Here is a 19027-nt window from a genome sequence, read left to right on the forward strand (position 1 = left end):
TCCGCTGGACTGGCTTTGGATAAAATTTTCTTAATGGTCTGAAATCTAGGGTCGTTTTCGGCCCATGAACAAACTCACCAGGAACAGAATAATCCCGACGACAAAGACAATTTTAGCTGCGCCTGCAGCGGTACCGGCCAGACCACCAAACCCAAGTGCGGCGGCGATTAACGCGATAACCAGAAATATGATGCCCCAACGAAACATAAGCGTCTCCTTTACCATAGTTAATGTCACCGCTTGATATGAGCGTGAAAATCACTCAATGCGATATTTTTAGTGTGGTGCACATCGCGCCTCCCGACAAAGTTCGGGAGGACGAATTACGACGAATTACTTAGTTTTCAGATCATTTTTAACGCTTTTCACACCATCTACCGCTTTGGCGATACTTTCAGCACGGTCGCTCTGTGCCTGGGAATCGACGGTACCGGAGAGCTGAACCACGCCGTCGGTGGTTTCAACTTTCACATGACGGGAAGGGACGATATCGTCCGCCAGCAGTTTGGCTTTGATTTCACTGGTGGTGGCGGTGTCACCCGCGTAGCCCTTCACAGAGCCTTCTTTAGCGTCGCGAACGTGCAGTTTGTCGCTGACGGAGGTCACGCCTTCAACGCCTTTCGCCACTTTCACTGCCTCTTCGGCCTGTGCCTGGCTTTCAACAAATCCGCTTAACGTCACGACTTTTTGATCGGTTTTGACAGAGATATCAGTGCTCTTGATATTTTCATGATCCACCAGAGCTGCCTTCACTTTCGCAGTGATGGCGCTGTCATCCATGAAATTACCGACTTTATTCATAGAGCTATCGACTTTTTGCCCTGCGCTTTCATTGGTGGTCTGCGCGTTGTTTTCCGCATAGGCAGAACCGGTCGCGACGGCAGAGGTCAACATCACAGCCAGCAGAGTTTTCGAAATCTTCAGTCTTGTCATAGTCATCGATTTATTCCTGTATGTTTGCTCGTAATTTGAGCCAGGCAACACGAGGTTGCATTGCTGAATAGGGAGAGACTTCACCCTCGACAGAAGTCAATGGTCGCCATCACAAAAGCGATGGGTGATGAATAACGACCGTTACAGCTTCTGAATCAGTTATTAATATCAATCGAATGACAGTTAACGGTTTTAAATACTGTTACCTACGTACATAACGGTATTTAACGCCGACACAAATGTCATTGCTTTGTTAAATATAGATCACAATTTTGAAACCGCTCGCCGTATCGGCTAAAAAGCGAGCAAACATAAGCGAAAGCGAATGTTTTAAGAACATTCCGCAAGCGGCTAATAAGGAAGGGAAATTGACAGGGCGCAGCGGCTGCCGCGCCCTGGAGGCAAGAATTAATGCTCGCGGGTCTGGTGGAATTGAACGTCCGGATAACGCTCTTGCGCTAAGCGCAGGTTAACCATGCTGGTGGCGATGTAAGCAAGGTTATCGCCGCCATCGAGCGCCAGTTGGCTTTCGTTCTTACGCTTGAACTCTTCGAATTTCTTCGCGTCCGCGCATTCTACCCAGCGGGCGGTGGTGACGTTGACTGACTCATACACCGCTTCGACGTTGTATTCGCTCTTCAGGCGCGACACCACCACATCAAACTGCAGTATACCAACCGCACCGACGATCAAATCGTTGTTGGAGATGGGACGGAACACCTGCACCGCGCCCTCTTCGGAAAGCTGTACCAGCCCTTTGAGCAGCTGTTTTTGCTTCAGCGGATCTTTCAGGCGGATACGACGGAACAGTTCCGGCGCGAAGTTCGGAATACCGGTGAACTTCATCATCTCACCCTGGGTAAAGGTGTCGCCGATCTGAATAGTGCCGTGGTTGTGCAGACCGAGGATATCGCCCGGATAAGCTTCTTCAACGTGCGAACGGTCACCCGCCATAAAGGTCAGCGCGTCGGAGATCACCACATCTTTCGCGGTACGCACCTGGCGCAGCTTCATACCTTTTTCATATTTACCGGATACCACACGCATAAACGCCACGCGGTCGCGGTGTTTCGGGTCCATGTTGGCCTGAATTTTAAATACGAAGCCGGTAAATTTATCTTCGCTCGCCTCTACGGTACGGGTATCGGTCTGACGCGGCATCGGCGCAGGCGCCCACTCCACCAGACCATCCAGCATATGATCGACGCCGAAGTTACCCAACGCAGTACCGAAGAATACCGGGGTGATTTCACCTGCAAGGAACAGCTCTTTGTCGAACTCGTTAGACGCGCCTTTCACCAGTTCCAGTTCGTCACGCAGCTGCTGTGCCAGATCTTCACCGACCGCAGCGTCGAGATCCGGGTTGTTCAGCCCTTTAACAATGCGTACTTCCTGAATGGTGTGGCCTTTACCGCTCTGATAGAGATAGGTTTCATCTTTATATAGGTGGTAAACGCCTTTAAACAGCTTGCCGCAGCCAATCGGCCAGGTAATCGGTGCGCAGCCGATTTTCAGCTCGTTCTCAACTTCATCGAGCAGTTCCATCGGGTCGCGGATATCACGGTCAAGTTTGTTCATAAAGGTGAGAATCGGCGTGTCACGCAGACGGGTAACTTCCATCAGCTTGCGGGTACGATCTTCAACACCTTTTGCGGCGTCGATAACCATCAGGCAGCAGTCCACCGCCGTCAGGGTACGGTAGGTATCTTCCGAGAAGTCTTCGTGCCCCGGGGTGTCGAGCAGGTTAACCAGGCAGTCGTGATACGGAAACTGCATCACAGACGTAGTAATGGAGATCCCACGCTGCTTTTCCATCTCCATCCAGTCCGACTTAGCGTGCTGGTTGGAACCACGGCCTTTTACTGTACCGGCGGTCTGAATAGCCTGTCCGAACAGCAGCACCTTCTCGGTGATGGTAGTTTTACCGGCGTCCGGGTGAGAAATAATGGCAAAAGTGCGGCGCTTCGCCACCTCTTGCAAATAAGGAGACAACGTCATAATTCTTTCTTCTTGAGTAAGCGGCATCGCGCCGCGCTTGTTGAAAACGAAAAATTGCGGCTATTTTACCCATCAACGGGGGGGAGGCAATCAGTGTTTACACAGGAGCTGCTCCAGTTCGTGCAACGAAGAAACGATCCAGGTGGGCGCGATGCCTTCTGGTTGCTCGCGATGGTGTGCATTCAGCCAGCAGGTCGCAAGCCCGGCATTGATGCCACCGAGAATATCGGACTCAGCGGTGTCGCCAACCATCAGCACGCGTGAACGGTCAGGATTGCCCGCCTGTTCCAGCGCATAATCAAAAATTTTCTTATTCGGTTTGGCAACGCCAACTTCTTCGGAAATCACCAGCAAATCGAAGTAATCACGCAGCCCCGTGCGTTCCAGACGCACCTGTTGCAAGGCGCTAAAGCCGTTGGTGATGATGCCGATTTTGGCGTTGCCACGAATGGCGTTAAGCAGGGAAACCGCCCCCGGCAGCGGCGTACAGATTTCCGCCATCGCATTAATGAAGGCCTCGTTGAGTTTACCCGGCTCGACGTTCAGCCGTTCGGCCCAGCTCTCAAAACGCCCGTGCTGGAGCTGTAATGAAGTGATCGCGCCGTTTTGATAATCCACCCACAGTGGCTTGTTAACGGCCTGATAGTCCTGAAAATCTTCAGCGGTAAAGGTGACGCTGTAATCAAGAAACATCCGCTGCAGGCCGGTGAACGAGTCAAAAGTAAACAGCGTTTCATCGGCATCAAAGAAAATCCAGTCCCACTTCATTATTCCACCTTGTCTTACATACTGATTGGCAACGCCATGATGATGGCGTCTTCGCGACCGTCCGTGGTGGGGTAGTAATTGCGGCGAATCGTCGCCTCGTTAAAGCCTAAACTTTCGTACAGGGCAATGGCGGCAGCATTTGAAGCACGGACTTCCAGCCATAGCGTCGCCACGCCGCGTTTTTCCAGTTCGTCGATCAGATGTTCAAGCAGCGCCCTTCCCAGTCCCTGACGCTGATAGTCGGGATCGACCGCAATATTGAACAATGTAGCTTCATCCAGCACCACTTGCGTAATCGCAAACGCCGCCATTTTACCGTTTTGCGTTAACTGAAAGTTGAGATAGCGTTCGCCCTGATTGCTGGCAAAGGTTTTCTCACTCCACGGAAAGGCATGGGCGCGTTGTTCAATGTGGAAAGCCGCAGGTAAATCAGTCGTTTCGAGGGAAGAAATCGTGTTCATATGTGCAAATTTGTTGCCATAACGCGGCGCGTGCCGTTGGGTTTGCCCGTAATTCGGTGAGCGCCGGTGATGCCACCTGAGCGCCTTCCAGTGATAGCGGTTCATCAGTGCCCAACCGCCAGCTATTGCAGCGACTGCCTTGCGGCAACATCGCGATCTTTTCTGGCGTCAGTTGCAGCACTTGATCAGGGCTGACGGTTAATGCGCGCAGAACGTCGCTCACCAGAGGATCGGTCAGGGCGGGAAGATCGTTTGCCACCATCACCAGACGAACGTGTGCGGGGATCGCAATGGCGACCTCTCCCTGCAACGCGCCAGGGCGACGCAGCGACCACTGGGTAATGCCCAGCTGCTGTAACTGCCAGTCTCGTCGGGATGTCATAGCGAATCGCTCCTGTTGTCAGGGGCGCAAATATAGCAAATTCGTCGATACCGCGCCAACATATGGCTATAATCGCCGCCAGTATCAATTGAGGAGCATTCCATGTCTGCATTTACCCCGGCAAGTGAAGTCTTGCTGCGCCACAGTGATGATTTCGAACAAAGCCGTATTCTGTTTGCCGGTGACTTACAGGATGACCTGCCCGCGCGTTTAGATACCGCGACCAGTCGTGCTCATACCCAGCAATTCCACCACTGGCAGGTATTAAGCCGCCAGATGGGAGATAATGCCCGTTTTAGTCTGGTCGCCACGGCAGATGACGTCGCAGATTGCGATACGCTGATTTACTACTGGCCGAAGAACAAACCGGAAGCCCAGTTCCAGTTGATGAATTTACTTTCTCTGCTGCCGGTGGGGACAGATATTTTCGTCGTTGGCGAGAACCGCAGCGGCGTGCGCAGCGCCGAGCAGATGCTGGCAGATTATGCGCCGTTGAATAAGGTAGACAGCGCCCGTCGCTGTGGCCTCTATTTTGGTCGTCTGGAAAAACAGCCGGTGTTTGATGCGGATAAATTCTGGGGCGAATACAGCGTCGATGGCCTGACGGTCAAAACGCTGCCTGGCGTGTTTAGCCGCGACGGTCTGGATGTCGGCAGCCAGTTGCTGCTCTCGACGTTAACCCCGCACACAAAAGGCAAAGTGCTGGATGTCGGCTGCGGTGCGGGTGTGCTTTCAGTTGCCTTTGCGCGCCATTCGCCGAAGATTCGTCTCACCTTGTGCGATGTCTCTGCACCGGCGGTAGAAGCCAGCCGCGCGACGCTTGCTGCTAACGGTGTTGAAGGTGAAGTCTTTGCCAGCAACGTCTTTTCCGAGGTGAAAGGTCGTTTTGATATGATCATCTCCAACCCACCGTTCCACGATGGGATGCAAACCAGCCTGGATGCGGCGCAAACGCTGATTCGCGGCGCGGTGCGTCATCTTAACAGCGGCGGCGAGTTGCGAATTGTAGCGAACGCCTTCCTGCCTTATCCGGACGTGCTGGATGAGACATTTGGCTTCCACGAAGTGATCGCGCAAACCGGACGCTTCAAGGTGTATCGCGCCATTATGACCCGCCAGGCGAAGAAAGGTTAAGTCTCTCGCCGCAAGCCTTGTTGGATGCGGCGTGAGCGCCTTATCCAACCTACCAAACCTGCTCGTTAGCCCTTTGTAGGCCAGATAAGACGCACCAGCGTCGCATCTGGCATCCATTGCCACATGCCATATCGGATGCGGCGTGAACGCCTTATCCGACATACAAAACCTGCACGTTAGCCTCCTGATGACCATTTTTCCAGCAATTACGCATCAGGCGATAATTAACTATTGACGAAAAGCTGAAAACCACTAGAATGCGCCTCCGTGGTAGCAATTCTTTTTAAGAATTGATGGTATGCGAAGGTGGCGGAATTGGTAGACGCGCTAGCTTCAGGTGTTAGTGTCCTTACGGACGTGGGGGTTCAAGTCCCCCCCCTCGCACCAAAAACCACGTTGATATTGCTCGCACTGGGCGAAGGTGGCGGAATTGGTAGACGCGCTAGCTTCAGGTGTTAGTGTTCTTACGGACGTGGGGGTTCAAGTCCCCCCCCTCGCACCAACGAGGCGATATCAAAAAAAGTAAGATGACTGTGCGAAGGTGGCGGAATTGGTAGACGCGCTAGCTTCAGGTGTTAGTGTCCTTACGGACGTGGGGGTTCAAGTCCCCCCCCTCGCACCAATTATCTTTACTTCCTCTCTTGTTTCTTCCCTGCTTTATCATCCCTGATTCCAGTTTATTATCATCAGCATGACGCCAGAAATAAGCGCCAGGCACGATGGTAGCAATACATAATGCCGTAACTGTTTGTGATACAGCATCACCGGCGTCAGTACTAATCCCATCAGAATGACAATCCGCCACTGATCCGGCGATAAATCCGCATACATCAGCCCTGCAATCAGCAATCCCGGCAGCAACACTCCCCAGCCACTGCCCAGCGTACGTTGCAACATGGTTTCATCTCTTTCATTGATAATGATAACCAATATCATATGATAATTTTTATCATTTGCAAGCCAGAGAAATCCCTTGCTATCGGGTAAACCTATCGCTAGGATTAGCAATCATTATCATTTAGATTACCATCACGATTATGACCTATCGTTCCGCACCGCTTCCTGAAGATGTCATCTGGCGAACGCATCTCCAGCCGCAGGATGCTGGGCTTGCACAAGCCGTACGTGCGACGATCGCCAAACATCGTGAACATTTGCTGGAGTTTATCCGTCTGGATGAACCCGCCCCGCTTAACGCCATGACGCTGGCGCAATGGTCATCACCGAATGCGCTAAGTTCTCTACTGGCGGTCTATTCCGATCATATCTACCGCAACCAACCGATGATGATCCGCGAGAACAAGCCGCTGATCTCGTTGTGGGCACAATGGTATATCGGCCTGATGGTGCCACCATTAATGCTGGCGCTGCTGACGCAGGAAAAAGCGTTAGACCTTTCCCCGGAGCATTTCCACGTTGAGTTTCACGAAACCGGACGCGCCGCCTGTTTCTGGGTCGATGTGTGTGAAGATAAAAACGCAACAACGCATTCTCCACAACAGCGAATGGAAACGTTAATCAGCCAGGCACTTGTCCCGGTAGTGCAGGCATTAGAAGCGACTGGAGAGATTAACGGCAAACTCATCTGGAGTAATACCGGCTATTTGATCAACTGGTATCTGACAGAAATGAAGCAGTTGCTTGGCGAGGCGACGGTTGAATCGCTCCGCCATGCCCTCTTTTTTGAGAAAACACTCACCAGCGGCGAAGACAATCCACTCTGGCGTACCGTGGTACTGCGCGACGGCCTGCTGGTGCGCCGAACCTGCTGCCAGCGTTATCGCCTACCGGATGTGCAGCAATGTGGCGATTGTACGCTGAAATGAAAGCACTGCCGGGGAAGTAAACCCGGCATCATGCGGATTAATAGGGATGCAACACATTACTTGCTTCGCAATGCCGCATACATAACAGAATATCTGCGGCCTCCAACAACCCTGCATCAGAACTGACGCCCAATTTCGACATCACATTAAATTTATGCGCGCGGATCGTTTTGATATTGCGTTTAAGCTGCTCGGCAATTTGTGTCATTGAGTAGCCACGCGACATAAAACGCAATATTTCTCTCTCCGTTGGGCTTAACGTCCGACTTTGGTTAATGTACCACTGATTGTTCAGCCGATCGGTTGCCTGACGCACACCATTTAATGACAAAAATAACTCCTGATGAAAAACTTCCAGCGTCGATGCTTTACTTAATACTCCGTCCAGTGGTGATGGAGATAATGAACCGATCAACCGTGCTTCAATATCATCATCTGCAATAACCAAACGTCGGGTACGCGGAAATTTAATCGCCAGCTCAGTCAGGCAAGATAATCCTTCTCTGCGCTCACTTCTCATGGCAGAAAAAGAAAAAATAACCGCCGCAAACGAGAACCGCGACATGGCATCCTGAAACGACTCCTGGCTGGTATAGGTGTGGAGCTTATAAGGGTTACCCGCAAACTTTCTGAATAAACTCTCAATACCGATACTGCTCATGACGCATTTTTCTATAAGTGCGACATTTCTCTTCTTAATTCGGTTGTGTTCCATTCTGCGGCATCTCCATAAACAGAAGGCAAGTTAAGTTCTCTTGCACCCTGCGCGCTATTTATCCATGCATACATCTCAGCATTGCTGTGAATTGCCAGCCGACGCATCGCACTGTTTTTTTGTGCGCTGATAGTTTTATTACTTTTCTTGAGCAATGAAGCTATCTGGTTGATGCCCCATCCTTTGCCTAACAGCCGCAGTACCTTGCGCTCTGAAAGGGTCAGAATGACGGTGCGATAGCTAAAATCCTGAGTTTCAGTCATTGCCGGAGAGGTCAGCATGGCGCTGATACGATCCGCATACGCATTGCCGGAACGAACGGTCTTAACCAGATTCTCAATGGGTTCGACATCGGACAGTAACGTCGCTGTTGGGCACATAAGCAGTTCTACTGCCGGGGAGTACCAGGCACGCGAAACCATGAAAACCCAATGTATTTCCCGGTATTGTGAGATCAATGAATAGTAATGTTCACAAACGGAACGCGGGTCTTCCATTTCGCCGGATAAATCGGCAATCACTAACCCAGCACGACGTAATTGTAATAAGGTCAACTCCTCCGCAGAGGCGCTACTCGTTATTTCATATTCAGGTAGATGGGTCCTCATGACCTCTTTTAATCCTGCCTGCATAACGGGTATTTTACTGATAACAATTCCATTTTTGCAGCATCCTGGCAACATATATCCTCCATATCCACTCTCTATAAATCATGATGGTTTAATCAGGATATTCATCCTTCAAATGACTCCAACAAATTAATAGATCTAGCGAATAAATTATCCTTAGCATTCACTTTCATATCAGTTTACCCCTGACACACCAAAAATCCTTTGTATGTTTCAGGAGGCTAGCATCAAATAATAACCTGGTAAAATACCTCTGACACATTTAAAATATCTAAATTATGTTGTTAGAAATACTTAATCAAAAACCGCAAATCCAATCAGTTTACGATATCATTCAAAATAATGACCAAAGGCGAAATACAAGGCCTTTAGTCCGAAAGAACAACAAAAAAAGCAATAAAAACTGAAAGATATTTCTTATCCAGATTCGAAAAATTGATTTCCCCTGCTATTAGCTAAACAAGTAAAAACAAAACTATAAATTCATTTCAGTGATAATATTCATGAGGATATTTATTTGACCTCCGACGCAGACCGCTTCCTGTGACCATAACCAGAATTAATCAGCGCAATTTTGATCTTAACCAACCCCAAAACAACCGCGCTTCATGATACAAATGGGGTCTCATTATTTGAACAATACGCTGCACGTCTATGACAAAGGGCGAGTTATGCAAACTGAGCAACAGCGAGCCGTAACACGGCTATGTATCCAGTGCGGATTATTTCTTTTGCAGCACGGGGCGGAAAGTGCGCTGGTGGATGAGCTTTCTTCACGACTTGGGCGTGCGCTGGGTATGGACTGCGTTGAAAGCTCCATCTCTTCCAACGCAATTGTGCTGACCACCATTAAAGATGGTCAATGTTTAACCTCGACACGTAAAAATCAGGATCGCGGCATTAATATGCATGTGGTTACTGAAGTACAGCACATTGTGATTCTGGCGGAACATAAATTGCTGGATTGCAAAGGTGTGGAGAAGCGTTTTAGTCAAATACATCCTCTGCGCTATCCGCGTTGGCTGGTAGCCCTGATGGTTGGACTTTCTTGCGCCTGTTTCTGCAAACTGAATAACGGTGGCTGGGACGGCGCGCTGATTACGTTCTTTGCCAGCATGATCGCCATGTACATCCGCCAACTGCTGGCACAACGCCATCTTCACCCGCAGATAAACTTTTGTCTCACCGCATTTGCCGCCACCACGATTTCCGGCCTCCTTTTACAACTTCCGACATTCAGTCATACGCCTACCATAGCGATGGCGGCCAGCGTTCTGTTGCTGGTGCCGGGCTTTCCGTTGATTAATGCCGTCGCCGATATGTTTAAAGGCCACATCAATACCGGGCTGGCACGCTGGGCAATTGCCAGCCTGTTGACGTTGGCTACCTGCGTTGGCGTGGTGATGGCACTGACGATTTGGGGACTACGCGGATGGGTATGATCGAATTTCTCATAGCGTTGGTGCAGGATATGATCCTCGCGGCAATTCCTGCGGTCGGATTTGCGATGGTATTCAATGTTCCGGTTCGGGCGTTACGCTGGTGTGCGCTGCTTGGCGCGATTGGTCATGGTTCACGAATGATCTTAATGACTACCGGGCTGAATATTGAGTGGTCAACCTTTATGGCATCTATGCTGGTCGGCACCATTGGTATTCAATGGTCGCGCTGGTATCTGGCGCATCCAAAAGTCTTTACCGTGGCGGCTGTTATCCCCATGTTCCCTGGCATTTCTGCTTATACAGCAATGATTTCAGCTGTAAAAATCAGTCAGTTAGGTTATAGCGAGCCGTTGATGATTACCCTGTTAACCAACTTTCTTACGGCATCATCAATTGTTGGTGCATTATCCATCGGTCTTTCCATTCCTGGATTATGGTTGTACCGCAAGCGCCCTCGCGTATAAAATTGCCTCGCTTAAAGCACACGGATGAGAGACGGCCTCCTTTCATCCGTGTGTTACTATAAAAGTAATCTCCCTTCTCGTTCATCGTTCCATATTGAGAAACAGTATGTCTTCCAGAGTTTTGACCCCGGACGTCGTTGGTATTGACGCCCTGGTACACGATCACCAGACCGTTCTGGCAAAAGCCGAAGGCGGAATGGTTGCCGTATTTGCTAACAACGCCCCGGCGTTTTATGCCGTCACGCCCGCGCGTCTTGCTGAACTGCTGGCGCTGGAAGAAAAGCTGGCACGTCCGGGAAGCGATGTCGCTCTGGACGATCAACTCTATCAGGAACCGCAAACTGCCCCCGTTGCCGTACCGATGGGAAAATTTGCCATGTACCCAGACTGGCGACCCGATGCCGACTTCACTCGCCAGGCCGCGTTGTGGGGCGTGGCACTAAGAGAGCCCGCTACCGCCGAAGAACTGGCCTCATTCATTGCCTACTGGCAGGCGGAAGGTAAAGTCTTTCATCATGTACAGTGGCAGCAAAAACTGGCGCGCAGTCTGCAAATTGGTCGCGCCAGCAACGGCGGACTAGCCAAACGAGATGTGAACACGGTCAGCGAACCTGACAGCCAAATTCCACCAGGATTCAGAGGTTAACGATGAAAAACGTTGGCGACCTGATGCAACGCCTGCAAAAAATGATGCCTGCCCATATCAAACCCGCCTTCAAAACGGGTGAAGAACTTCTGGCGTGGCAGAAAGAACAAGGGGCGCTCCGCTCCGCCGCTCTGGAGCGCGAGAATCGGGCGATGAAAATGCAGCGCACCTTTAACCGCTCCGGCATTCGTCCACTGCATCAGAACTGTTCCTTTGAGAACTATCGTGTTGAATGCGAAGGGCAGATGAATGCGTTGAGCAAAGCGCGTCAGTATGTCGAAGAGTTCGACGGCAACATCGCCAGCTTTATCTTTTCTGGCAAGCCGGGCACCGGTAAAAACCATCTGGCGGCGGCAATCTGCAACGAACTACTGCTGCGCGGCAAATCGGTATTGATTATTACTGTTGCCGATATTATGTCGGCGATGAAAGATACCTTCAAAAATAGCGGTGCCAGTGAAGAACAACTGCTCAACGATCTGAGCAACGTTGATCTACTGGTGATCGACGAGATCGGCGTGCAGACCGAATCTAAATACGAAAAAGTGATCATCAATCAGATCGTCGATCGTCGCTCTTCTTCCAAGCGCCCAACCGGAATGCTGACAAACAGCAATGTGGAGGAAATGACGAAGTTGCTGGGTGAACGCGTGATGGATCGTATGCGCCTGGGTAACAGTCTGTGGGTGATCTTCAACTGGGACAGTTATCGTAGTCGGGTAACGGGTAAAGAGTATTAATCCCCATTCCCGGCGTTATACTGCGACAAAATTCCACCTTGAGTAATGATGATGAAAACTGTTAAACACCTTCTGTGCTGTGCAATTACCGCCAGCGCATTAATTTCCGCCGGGGTGAATGCCGCTTCCTGGAAAGATGCGCTCTCCAGCGCCGCCAGCGAGTTAGGCAATCAAAACACCACACAGGAAGGCGGCTGGTCGCTCGCTTCATTAACTAACCTGCTTAGTAGCGGCAATCAGGCATTAAGCGCAGATAACATGAACAATGCCGCAGGCATTCTGCAATACTGCGCGAAGCAAAAGCTGGCTTCGGTGACCGATGCGGAAAACATCAAAAACCAGGTACTGGAGAAGCTGGGTCTGAACAGCGAAGAGCAGAAAGAAGACACCAACTATCTGGACGGCATTCAGGGTTTGCTGAAAACCAAAGATGGCCAGCAGCTTAATCTGGATAACATCGGTACGACTCCGCTGGCGGAGAAAGTGAAAACCAAAGCCTGCGATCTGGTATTAAAGCAAGGTCTGAACTTTATCTCTTGATCCGCATAACGCCGCGTTTTAGCTGTTAATCGGCTGGCGCGGCAATCCCCTTCTCTTTTTCCCACTTCTGACGCTTTCATCCCCTGCTATGCGGGAAACAACCTCGATCAAAAAAGTCTGTTTATAAACTAATTCCTAACAACATCTCATTTTTTTGACACTAGAATTGCAGCAATATGGCAGCGCCATTACATTGTGTTTCTCAAAAAATCTTAAGCATCGGCTACACAGCCTGGTTTAGTGAGGATCGCCCGTTGTCAGAACTACTCTCATTTGCCTTGTTTCTCGCCTCTGTGCTGATCTACGCATGGAAAGCGGGACGTAACACCTGGTGGTTTGCCGCCACGTTAACGGTGTTAGGGTTATTTGTCGTTTTAAATATTACCCTGTTTGCCAGCGACTATTTTACTGGCGATGGTATTAACGACGCGGTTCTCTATACCTTAACCAACAGCCTGACCGGTGCAGGCGTCAGCAAATATATCCTGCCAGGTATTGGCATTGCACTGGCACTGGCAGTCGTTTTCGGTGCACTGGGCTGGATCCTGCGCCGCCGACGTCATCATCCGCACCATTTTGGTTACAGCCTTTTGGCGCTCTTGCTGGCACTGGGTTCTGTCGATGCCAGCCCGGCGTTTCGTCAGATAACAGAACTGGTGAAATCCCAGTCGCGCGACGGCGATCCGGACTTTGCGGCTTATTATAAAGAACCGTCGAAAACCATTCCTGACCCGAAACTCAACCTGGTTTATATCTACGGAGAAAGCCTCGAACGCACCTATTTTGACAACGATGCTTTCCCGGATCTCACGCCTGAACTGGGCGCGCTGAAAAATGAAAGTCTGGATTTCAGCCACACGCAGCAGTTGCCGGGAACGGACTACACGATTGCGGGCATGGTGGCTTCCCAGTGTGGTATTCCGCTTTTTGCTCCATTTGAAGGCAACGCTTCTGCATCCGTTTCCAGCTTCTTCCCGCAGAACATCTGTCTGGGCGATATCCTGAAAAACTCGGGTTATCAGAACTATTTCGTACAGGGAGCCAATCTGCGTTTTGCCGGTAAAGATGTGTTCCTGAAATCACACGGCTTCGACCATTTGTACGGCTCGGAAGAACTAAAAAGCGTGGTCGCAGACCCGCATTATCGCAACGACTGGGGATTCTACGACGATACCGTGCTGGATGAAGCATGGAAAAAATTTGAAGAGCTTTCCCGCTCTGGTCAGCGGTTCTCACTGTTTACCCTGACGGTCGATACCCATCACCCGGATGGTTTTATCTCTCGTACCTGTAATCGCAAAAAATATGATTTTGACGGAAAACCGAACCAGTCATTCAGCGCGGTAAGTTGCAGCCAGGAGAACATCGCGACGTTTATCAACAAAATCAAAGCGTCACCGTGGTTTAAAGATACCGTCATCGTCGTCTCTTCTGACCATTTAGCGATGAATAACACGGCGTGGAAATACCTCAATAAGCAGGATCGCAATAACCTGTTTTTTGTCATCCGTGGCGACAAACCGCAGCAAGAGACGCTGGCAGTGAAGCGCAACACGATGGATAACGGCGCTACGGTACTGGATATCCTTGGTGGTGATAATTTTATCGGCCTCGGACGCAGTAGCCTTTCTGGTCAGTCAATGTCAGAAGTGTTCCTGAACATGAAAGAGAAAGTACTGGCGTGGAAGCCGGATATCATTCGTCTGTGGAAATTCCCCACCGAGATAAAAGAATTTACCATCAATCAGAATAAAAACATGATCGCCTTCTCGGGTAGTCATTTCCGTTTGCCGCTGCTGCTGCGGGTTTCAGACAAACGAGTGGAACCGCTGCCAGAAAGTGAATACTCCGCACCACTGCGTTTCCAACTGGCCGATTTCGCCCCACGTGATAATTTCATCTGGGTTGACCGCTGCTACAAAATGGGGCAGTTGTGGGCGCCGGAACTGGCGCTTTCTACCGACTGGTGTGTTTCACAGGGGCAACTTGGCGGGCAACAAACTGTGCAGCATGTCGATAAGCCAGAATGGAAAGGTAAAACGGCATTTAAGGACACGGTCATCGACATGGCACGCTACAAAGGCAATGTCGATACACTGAAGATTGTCGATAACGATATTCGCTACAAAGCAGACAGTTTCATCTTTAACGTCGCGGGTGCGCCGGAAGAGGTGAAACAGTTTAGCGGGATTTCCCGTCCGGAGTCGTGGGGTCGCTGGTCTAATGCACAGCTTGGCGATGAAGTGAAAATCGAGTACAAGCATCCGCTGCCGAAGAAATTTGATCTGGTGATTACCGCCAAAGCCTACGGTAATAACGCCAGCCGCCCCATTCCGGTACGCGTTGGCAATGAAGAACAAACCATTGTGCTGGGCAACGAAGTGACCACCACTACGCTGCATTTCGATAACCCAACCGATGCCGACACCCTGGTGATTGTGCCGCCGGAACCCGTCGCAACCAACGAAGGGAATATTCTCGGTCACTCGCCGCGTAAACTCGGTATCGGGATGGTGGAAATTAAAGTGGTGGCGCGTGAAGGGTAAACACTGACGGATTTACAGGTCGGATAAGACGCGTAAACGTCTTATCCGACCAACAAAACATTATTGATAAATAAAAATAGTGTCCAACACTGCATAGCCACTTTACCAGTCACTCATTATCAGAAAGTAACCACACCCTTAATCAACTCACGATTGTTAATCACATCGCGCTCATAGGTTTCTGCCAGCGTGGCGAACGGATAGCGATGGGTTAACATCATGCCGGCAGTGATCTTCCCTTCCGCCATCAGTCGCCAGACTTTCGCAAAATCTTCCGGCGTAGCGTTACGGCTGCCCATTATTGTGGCCTCTTTTTTGTGGAATTCTGGATCAGAGATTTGCAAATCGCCTTTAAACAGGCCGACAAAGACTACCGTGCCACCGTGGCGAATCAGATTAACAGTGTTATTCATCGCATGTTGATTACCTGTCGCGTCGATCACTTTCTGCGCCAGAGAGCCGCCAAATTGCGCGCGTAGTTGGTCATCAAAATCTTCTGCGAACGGATCAAGAACGGGCAGCTCCAGATGCCTTATCACATGCTCACGCCGCGCCGGGCTGGTATCCACCACCACCACCTGTGCGCCATCAACTTTAGCAATTGCCGCCGCGCCGAGACCGATTGGCCCCGCCCCAATCACCAGCACCTGCTCGCCAGGCGCAACTGCCGCGCGGCGCACCGCATGAGCACTAATGGCGAAGGGTTCAATCAACGCTGCCGCCTGTGGGTCGATGCCGTCTGCGGGCAAAATGTTCGCCTCTGGCACGCTTAAATACTCACTAAAACCGCCATCCTGATGCACCCCTATGACCGAAATGCTTTCACAGCAGTTGGTGCGACCACTTTTACACGCCGGGCATTGCTGACAGGCGATATAAGGGATCACTGCAACTTGCTGGCCATTTTTGAGATCAGCAATATCTTTACCTAATTCAACAATCTCTCCACATATTTCATGGCCTAACACGCGTGGATAACTAAAAAATGGTTGATTTCCACCCCAGGCATGAATATCAGTACCACAAATTCCGACAGACTTAATCTTTATCAATACTTCATCGCCACCGGGAATTGGCATTTCATATTGTTTCCAGACTAATTCTTTCGGTTTCTGGCAAATTAATGTATTTATCTTAGGCATAATTCTGCTCTCCATTTTTTGTTGTCTTAGATATCAATGAAAATGAAAAATGCCAGTGAAATAGAAAATCTATTTTGTGAAAATACACGCATAAAAATGTTTTAAATCGGGTTTTAATAGCGCGACAAGGAGAAAAATATGAGTCGCTCACAAAATTTACGCCATAATGTGGTTAACCAGTTTATTGATGAGATGGTATGTGGTCATATCCCTTCCCCACTCCCATCGCAAAGCTCACTAGCGGAAATGTACAACGTCAGTCGCACCACGGTGCGTCATGTTCTCAGCCACTTACGCGAATGCGGTGTCCTGACGCAGGTCGGGAATGACCACGTCATCACGCGTAAACCTGATCACAACGATGGTTTTGCCTGTCCCGCAGCTTCGATAAGCGAGCAAGACAAAGTATTTGAGCAGTTTTTTTTCACGATGATCAATCAGCGTCAGTTATTGCCTGGTGAAACTTTTTCTGAGCTGCAACTGGCGCGAGCGGCAGGTGTCAGCTCGATTACGGCAAGAAAATATCTTTTAAAATTATGGTGCTATAACCTCACCCAAAGCGAAAAACGCGGTCAGTGGAGGATAAAGCATTTCGATCAATCCTACGCCGAGCAGCTTTTTGAACTGCGCGAAATGTTGGAAACGCGCTCAATCCAGCGTTTTCTCACCCTGCCTGATAATGATCCGCGCTGGTTTCAGGTGAAAACCATGCTCGAACGCCACCGAATGCTGCGTAACAACATCGGCAGTAATTTTCACACGTTCTCGCAACTGGACAGAGAGTTCCATTCCTTATTGCTTTCAGCCACTGACAATATCTTTTTCAATCAATCAATTGATATTATCTCCGTCATCTTTCATTTCCACTATCAATGGGACGAAAACGATCGCCGGCAGCGCAATATCATAGCCATAGATGAGCATATGACTATTCTCAGTGCTTTGGTTTGCCGCAGCTATGTGGATGCAACGCTTGCACTACGTAACCATTTGAATTCAGCTAAACAAGCGATGATTCGTTCCATCAAGAAGAACAAGCGGTACGTTTATTAAATACAGATTAAAAACAGCAAACTATTAGTTTGTGCACGGTTTTATCAAAATATAAACACCCGAAATTTCCGACTTACCTATGCTCGCAACCAGTCGACTATAAATGTTTTCTTGCGAGCGGTAGTGAAATCCTAAAGATTTCATCTGCCATTAATATTAACCCTGCGCAATACATAATTACGCAAATAATTAATATATTATAGATACAGGAGTTCGGCGTGGAAAAAGAAAATATTACCCTCGATCCGCAATCTTCCTTTCGCTCAACGTCGTCGGTAGATATCCCCGTGCCACCAAATGGATTAATTCAACGCAGTCCACGAATTAAACACATTCAAACCACCGCCATGTTGTTATTATTTATTGCTGCGGTAATAAATTTTCTCGATCGCAGTTCGCTGTCGGTAGCGAATGTAACTATTCGTGGAGAACTGGGGTTAAACGCCACCGAGATGGGCGCTTTACTCTCCGTGTTCTCTCTCTCTTACGGGATTGCGCAATTGCCCGCAGGCATACTGCTGGACCGCAAAGGCCCACGCCTGATGCTGGGGCTAGGGATGATCGTCTGGTCGCTGTTTCAGGCAATGTCTGGCATGGTGCACAGCCTGGCGCAGTTCGTGCTGATGCGCATAGGTATGGGGATCGGCGAGGCTCCCATGAACCCGTGCGGTGTTAAAGTGATTAACGACTGGTACAACATCAAAGAACGTGGACGCCCGATGGGCTTTTTCAACGCGGCCTCCGTCATTGGTATTGCCATAAGCCCGCCGATTCTGGCAGCGATAATGCTGGCCATCGGCTGGCGTGGGATGTTTATAACCATCGGCTTACTGGGCATTTTTCTCGCCATCGCCTGGTTTATGTTCTATCGCAACCGCGAGCAGGTGGGGCTGACCGCCGCTGAACAAACCTATCTCAACGCCGGTAGCGTCAATACCCGCCGCGACCCACTCACTTTTGCCGAATGGCGCAGCCTGTTTCGTAACCGCACAATGTGGGGAATGATGCTCGGTTTCAGTGGTATGAACTATGCGGGGTGGTTGTACATTGCCTGGTTGCCAGGTTACCTGCAAACAGTCTATCACCTGGATTTAAAAAGCACGGGCTTGATGGCAGCAATACCTTTCCTGTTTGGTGGGATCGGGATGCTACTCAACGGATATGTGACCGACTGGCTGGTCAAAGGCGGGATGAAGCCGATTAAGAACCGTAAGCTCTGTATTGTTACCGGGATGTTCATTTCAGCCGCCTTTACTCTGGTAGTACCGCAAGCGACAACCCCCATGAGTGCGGTTCTGCTGATTGGCATGGCGCTGTTCTGCCTTCACTTTGCTGGAACCTCCTGCTGGGGGCTGGTTCACGTAGCGGTCGCTTCTCGCATGGCTGCGTCAGTGGGCAGTATCCAGAACTTTGCCAGCTTCATGTGTGCCTCATTAGCACCGATTATTACCGGTTTTATTGTCGATACCACTCACTCATTCCGTCTGGCGCTACTCATCTGCGGTTGCGTCACCGCAGCAGGCGCGCTGGCGTACATCTTCATGGTACATCAACCCATTAGCGATCCGCATAAAGAGTAATCTCCCCTTGCCCGATAAGTCATCGCTT

The 19027-nt window shown here is 50.0% G+C and carries 20 protein-coding genes and 3 tRNA genes; 13 read left to right on the plus strand and 10 right to left on the minus strand.

From position 1 onward, the window contains the following. Window positions 1–45: 45 nt before the first annotated feature. From C3D30_RS14420 to holD, 6 genes are all read right to left on the minus strand, one after another. The gene (locus tag C3D30_RS14420; RefSeq protein WP_000490275.1) at window positions 46–207 is read right to left on the minus strand and encodes a DUF1328 domain-containing protein; all 162 of its coding nucleotides are present in this window, start codon (window positions 205–207) and stop codon (window positions 46–48) included. 126 nt (window positions 208–333) lie between these two features. Beyond that, a complete protein-coding gene (gene osmY, locus C3D30_RS14425) occupies window positions 334–939 on the minus strand; it encodes a molecular chaperone OsmY (RefSeq protein WP_016159438.1) in 606 nt (201 codons plus the stop codon). Window positions 940–1341: 402 nt separating this feature from the next. Beyond that, complete coding sequence (gene prfC, locus C3D30_RS14430; RefSeq protein WP_000175939.1) at window positions 1342–2931, minus strand: peptide chain release factor 3; 1590 nt, start codon at window positions 2929–2931, stop codon at window positions 1342–1344. A 90-nt stretch (window positions 2932–3021) separates the two neighbouring features. Then, the gene (gene yjjG, locus C3D30_RS14435) at window positions 3022–3699 is read right to left on the minus strand and encodes a pyrimidine 5'-nucleotidase (protein ID WP_021550151.1); all 678 of its coding nucleotides are present in this window, start codon (window positions 3697–3699) and stop codon (window positions 3022–3024) included. Between the two features lie 14 nt (window positions 3700–3713). Further along, window positions 3714–4160 (minus strand): ribosomal protein S18-alanine N-acetyltransferase, encoded by a 447-nt coding sequence (gene rimI / locus C3D30_RS14440; RefSeq protein WP_001092450.1) that lies wholly within the window; start codon window positions 4158–4160, stop codon window positions 3714–3716. Then, on the minus strand, window positions 4129–4542 hold the full coding sequence (gene holD, locus C3D30_RS14445; protein ID WP_000204035.1) for a DNA polymerase III subunit psi: 414 nt from the start codon (window positions 4540–4542) through the stop codon (window positions 4129–4131). Before holD ends, rimI begins: the two co-directional genes overlap by 32 nt. A 102-nt stretch (window positions 4543–4644) precedes the next feature. On the opposite strand from holD, the gene rsmC reads away from it, so the two are divergent. From rsmC to C3D30_RS14465, 4 genes are all read left to right on the plus strand, one after another. Continuing rightward, the gene (rsmC, locus tag C3D30_RS14450; protein ID WP_001272354.1) at window positions 4645–5676 is read left to right on the plus strand and encodes a 16S rRNA (guanine(1207)-N(2))-methyltransferase RsmC; all 1032 of its coding nucleotides are present in this window, start codon (window positions 4645–4647) and stop codon (window positions 5674–5676) included. A gap of 300 nt (window positions 5677–5976) precedes the next feature. Continuing rightward, window positions 5977–6063 (plus strand) — tRNA-Leu (locus tag C3D30_RS14455). A 28-nt stretch (window positions 6064–6091) separates the two neighbouring features. Next, a tRNA-Leu gene (locus C3D30_RS14460) sits at window positions 6092–6178 on the plus strand. 33 nt (window positions 6179–6211) lie between these two features. Further along, window positions 6212–6298: transfer RNA gene (locus C3D30_RS14465), tRNA-Leu, on the plus strand. Window positions 6299–6336: 38 nt separating this feature from the next. On the opposite strand, the gene C3D30_RS14470 is transcribed toward C3D30_RS14465, so the two are convergent. After that, window positions 6337–6573, minus strand: a complete 237-nt coding sequence (locus C3D30_RS14470) for a DUF1435 domain-containing protein (protein ID WP_016231568.1) — start codon at window positions 6571–6573, stop codon at window positions 6337–6339. Window positions 6574–6713: 140 nt separating this feature from the next. Here C3D30_RS14470 and fhuF point away from each other — a divergent pair, with 140 nt between their 5' ends. Continuing rightward, window positions 6714–7502, plus strand: coding sequence for a siderophore-iron reductase FhuF (gene fhuF / locus C3D30_RS14475; protein ID WP_000222382.1), 789 nt, complete (start codon window positions 6714–6716; stop codon window positions 7500–7502). A gap of 37 nt (window positions 7503–7539) precedes the next feature. Here the strand turns inward: fhuF and bglJ are convergent, their stop codons facing one another. Then, window positions 7540–8217 carry a DNA-binding transcriptional activator BglJ gene (bglJ, locus tag C3D30_RS14480; protein ID WP_016159441.1) on the minus strand — a complete coding sequence of 226 codons (678 nt, stop codon included), beginning with the start codon at window positions 8215–8217 and terminating at the stop codon, window positions 7540–7542. After that, complete coding sequence (locus C3D30_RS14485) at window positions 8175–8900, minus strand: helix-turn-helix domain-containing protein (protein WP_105285424.1); 726 nt, start codon at window positions 8898–8900, stop codon at window positions 8175–8177. Before C3D30_RS14485 ends, bglJ begins: the two co-directional genes overlap by 43 nt. 617 nt (window positions 8901–9517) lie before the next feature. On the opposite strand from C3D30_RS14485, the gene C3D30_RS14490 reads away from it, so the two are divergent. From C3D30_RS14490 to opgB, 6 genes are all read left to right on the plus strand, one after another. Further along, window positions 9518–10288, plus strand: coding sequence for a threonine/serine exporter family protein (locus C3D30_RS14490; protein ID WP_010351504.1), 771 nt, complete (start codon window positions 9518–9520; stop codon window positions 10286–10288). Further along, on the plus strand, window positions 10279–10752 hold the full coding sequence (locus C3D30_RS14495) for a threonine/serine exporter (protein WP_000525340.1): 474 nt from the start codon (window positions 10279–10281) through the stop codon (window positions 10750–10752). Before C3D30_RS14490 ends, C3D30_RS14495 begins: the two co-directional genes overlap by 10 nt. A gap of 106 nt (window positions 10753–10858) precedes the next feature. Then, on the plus strand, window positions 10859–11398 hold the full coding sequence (gene dnaT / locus C3D30_RS14500; protein ID WP_010351507.1) for a primosomal protein DnaT: 540 nt from the start codon (window positions 10859–10861) through the stop codon (window positions 11396–11398). A gap of 2 nt (window positions 11399–11400) precedes the next feature. Then, window positions 11401–12138, plus strand: coding sequence for a replicative helicase loader DnaC (gene dnaC, locus C3D30_RS14505; RefSeq protein WP_000799917.1), 738 nt, complete (start codon window positions 11401–11403; stop codon window positions 12136–12138). Window positions 12139–12186: 48 nt separating this feature from the next. Beyond that, window positions 12187–12678, plus strand: coding sequence for a DUF2501 domain-containing protein YjjA (gene yjjA, locus C3D30_RS14510; RefSeq protein ID WP_016231567.1), 492 nt, complete (start codon window positions 12187–12189; stop codon window positions 12676–12678). A 254-nt stretch (window positions 12679–12932) separates the two neighbouring features. Next, window positions 12933–15224 carry a phosphatidylglycerol--membrane-oligosaccharide glycerophosphotransferase gene (opgB, locus tag C3D30_RS14515; RefSeq protein WP_024191056.1) on the plus strand — a complete coding sequence of 764 codons (2292 nt, stop codon included), beginning with the start codon at window positions 12933–12935 and terminating at the stop codon, window positions 15222–15224. A gap of 119 nt (window positions 15225–15343) precedes the next feature. Here opgB and C3D30_RS14520 read toward each other — a convergent pair whose 3' ends face one another. Next, the gene (locus C3D30_RS14520; RefSeq protein WP_001124255.1) at window positions 15344–16366 is read right to left on the minus strand and encodes a zinc-binding alcohol dehydrogenase family protein; all 1023 of its coding nucleotides are present in this window, start codon (window positions 16364–16366) and stop codon (window positions 15344–15346) included. Between the two features lie 138 nt (window positions 16367–16504). On the opposite strand from C3D30_RS14520, the gene C3D30_RS14525 reads away from it, so the two are divergent. Together C3D30_RS14525 and C3D30_RS14530 are read left to right on the plus strand one after the other, a co-directional pair. Then, window positions 16505–17419, plus strand: coding sequence for a GntR family transcriptional regulator (locus C3D30_RS14525; RefSeq protein ID WP_000091592.1), 915 nt, complete (start codon window positions 16505–16507; stop codon window positions 17417–17419). 218 nt (window positions 17420–17637) lie between these two features. After that, on the plus strand, window positions 17638–18999 hold the full coding sequence (locus tag C3D30_RS14530) for an MFS transporter (protein ID WP_105287032.1): 1362 nt from the start codon (window positions 17638–17640) through the stop codon (window positions 18997–18999). The last annotated feature ends 28 nt before the right edge of the window (window positions 19000–19027 follow it).

The sequence above is a fragment of the Escherichia sp. MOD1-EC5433 genome (assembly GCF_002966005.1).
GTDB classification, from domain to species: Bacteria; Pseudomonadota; Gammaproteobacteria; order Enterobacterales; family Enterobacteriaceae; genus Escherichia; species Escherichia ruysiae.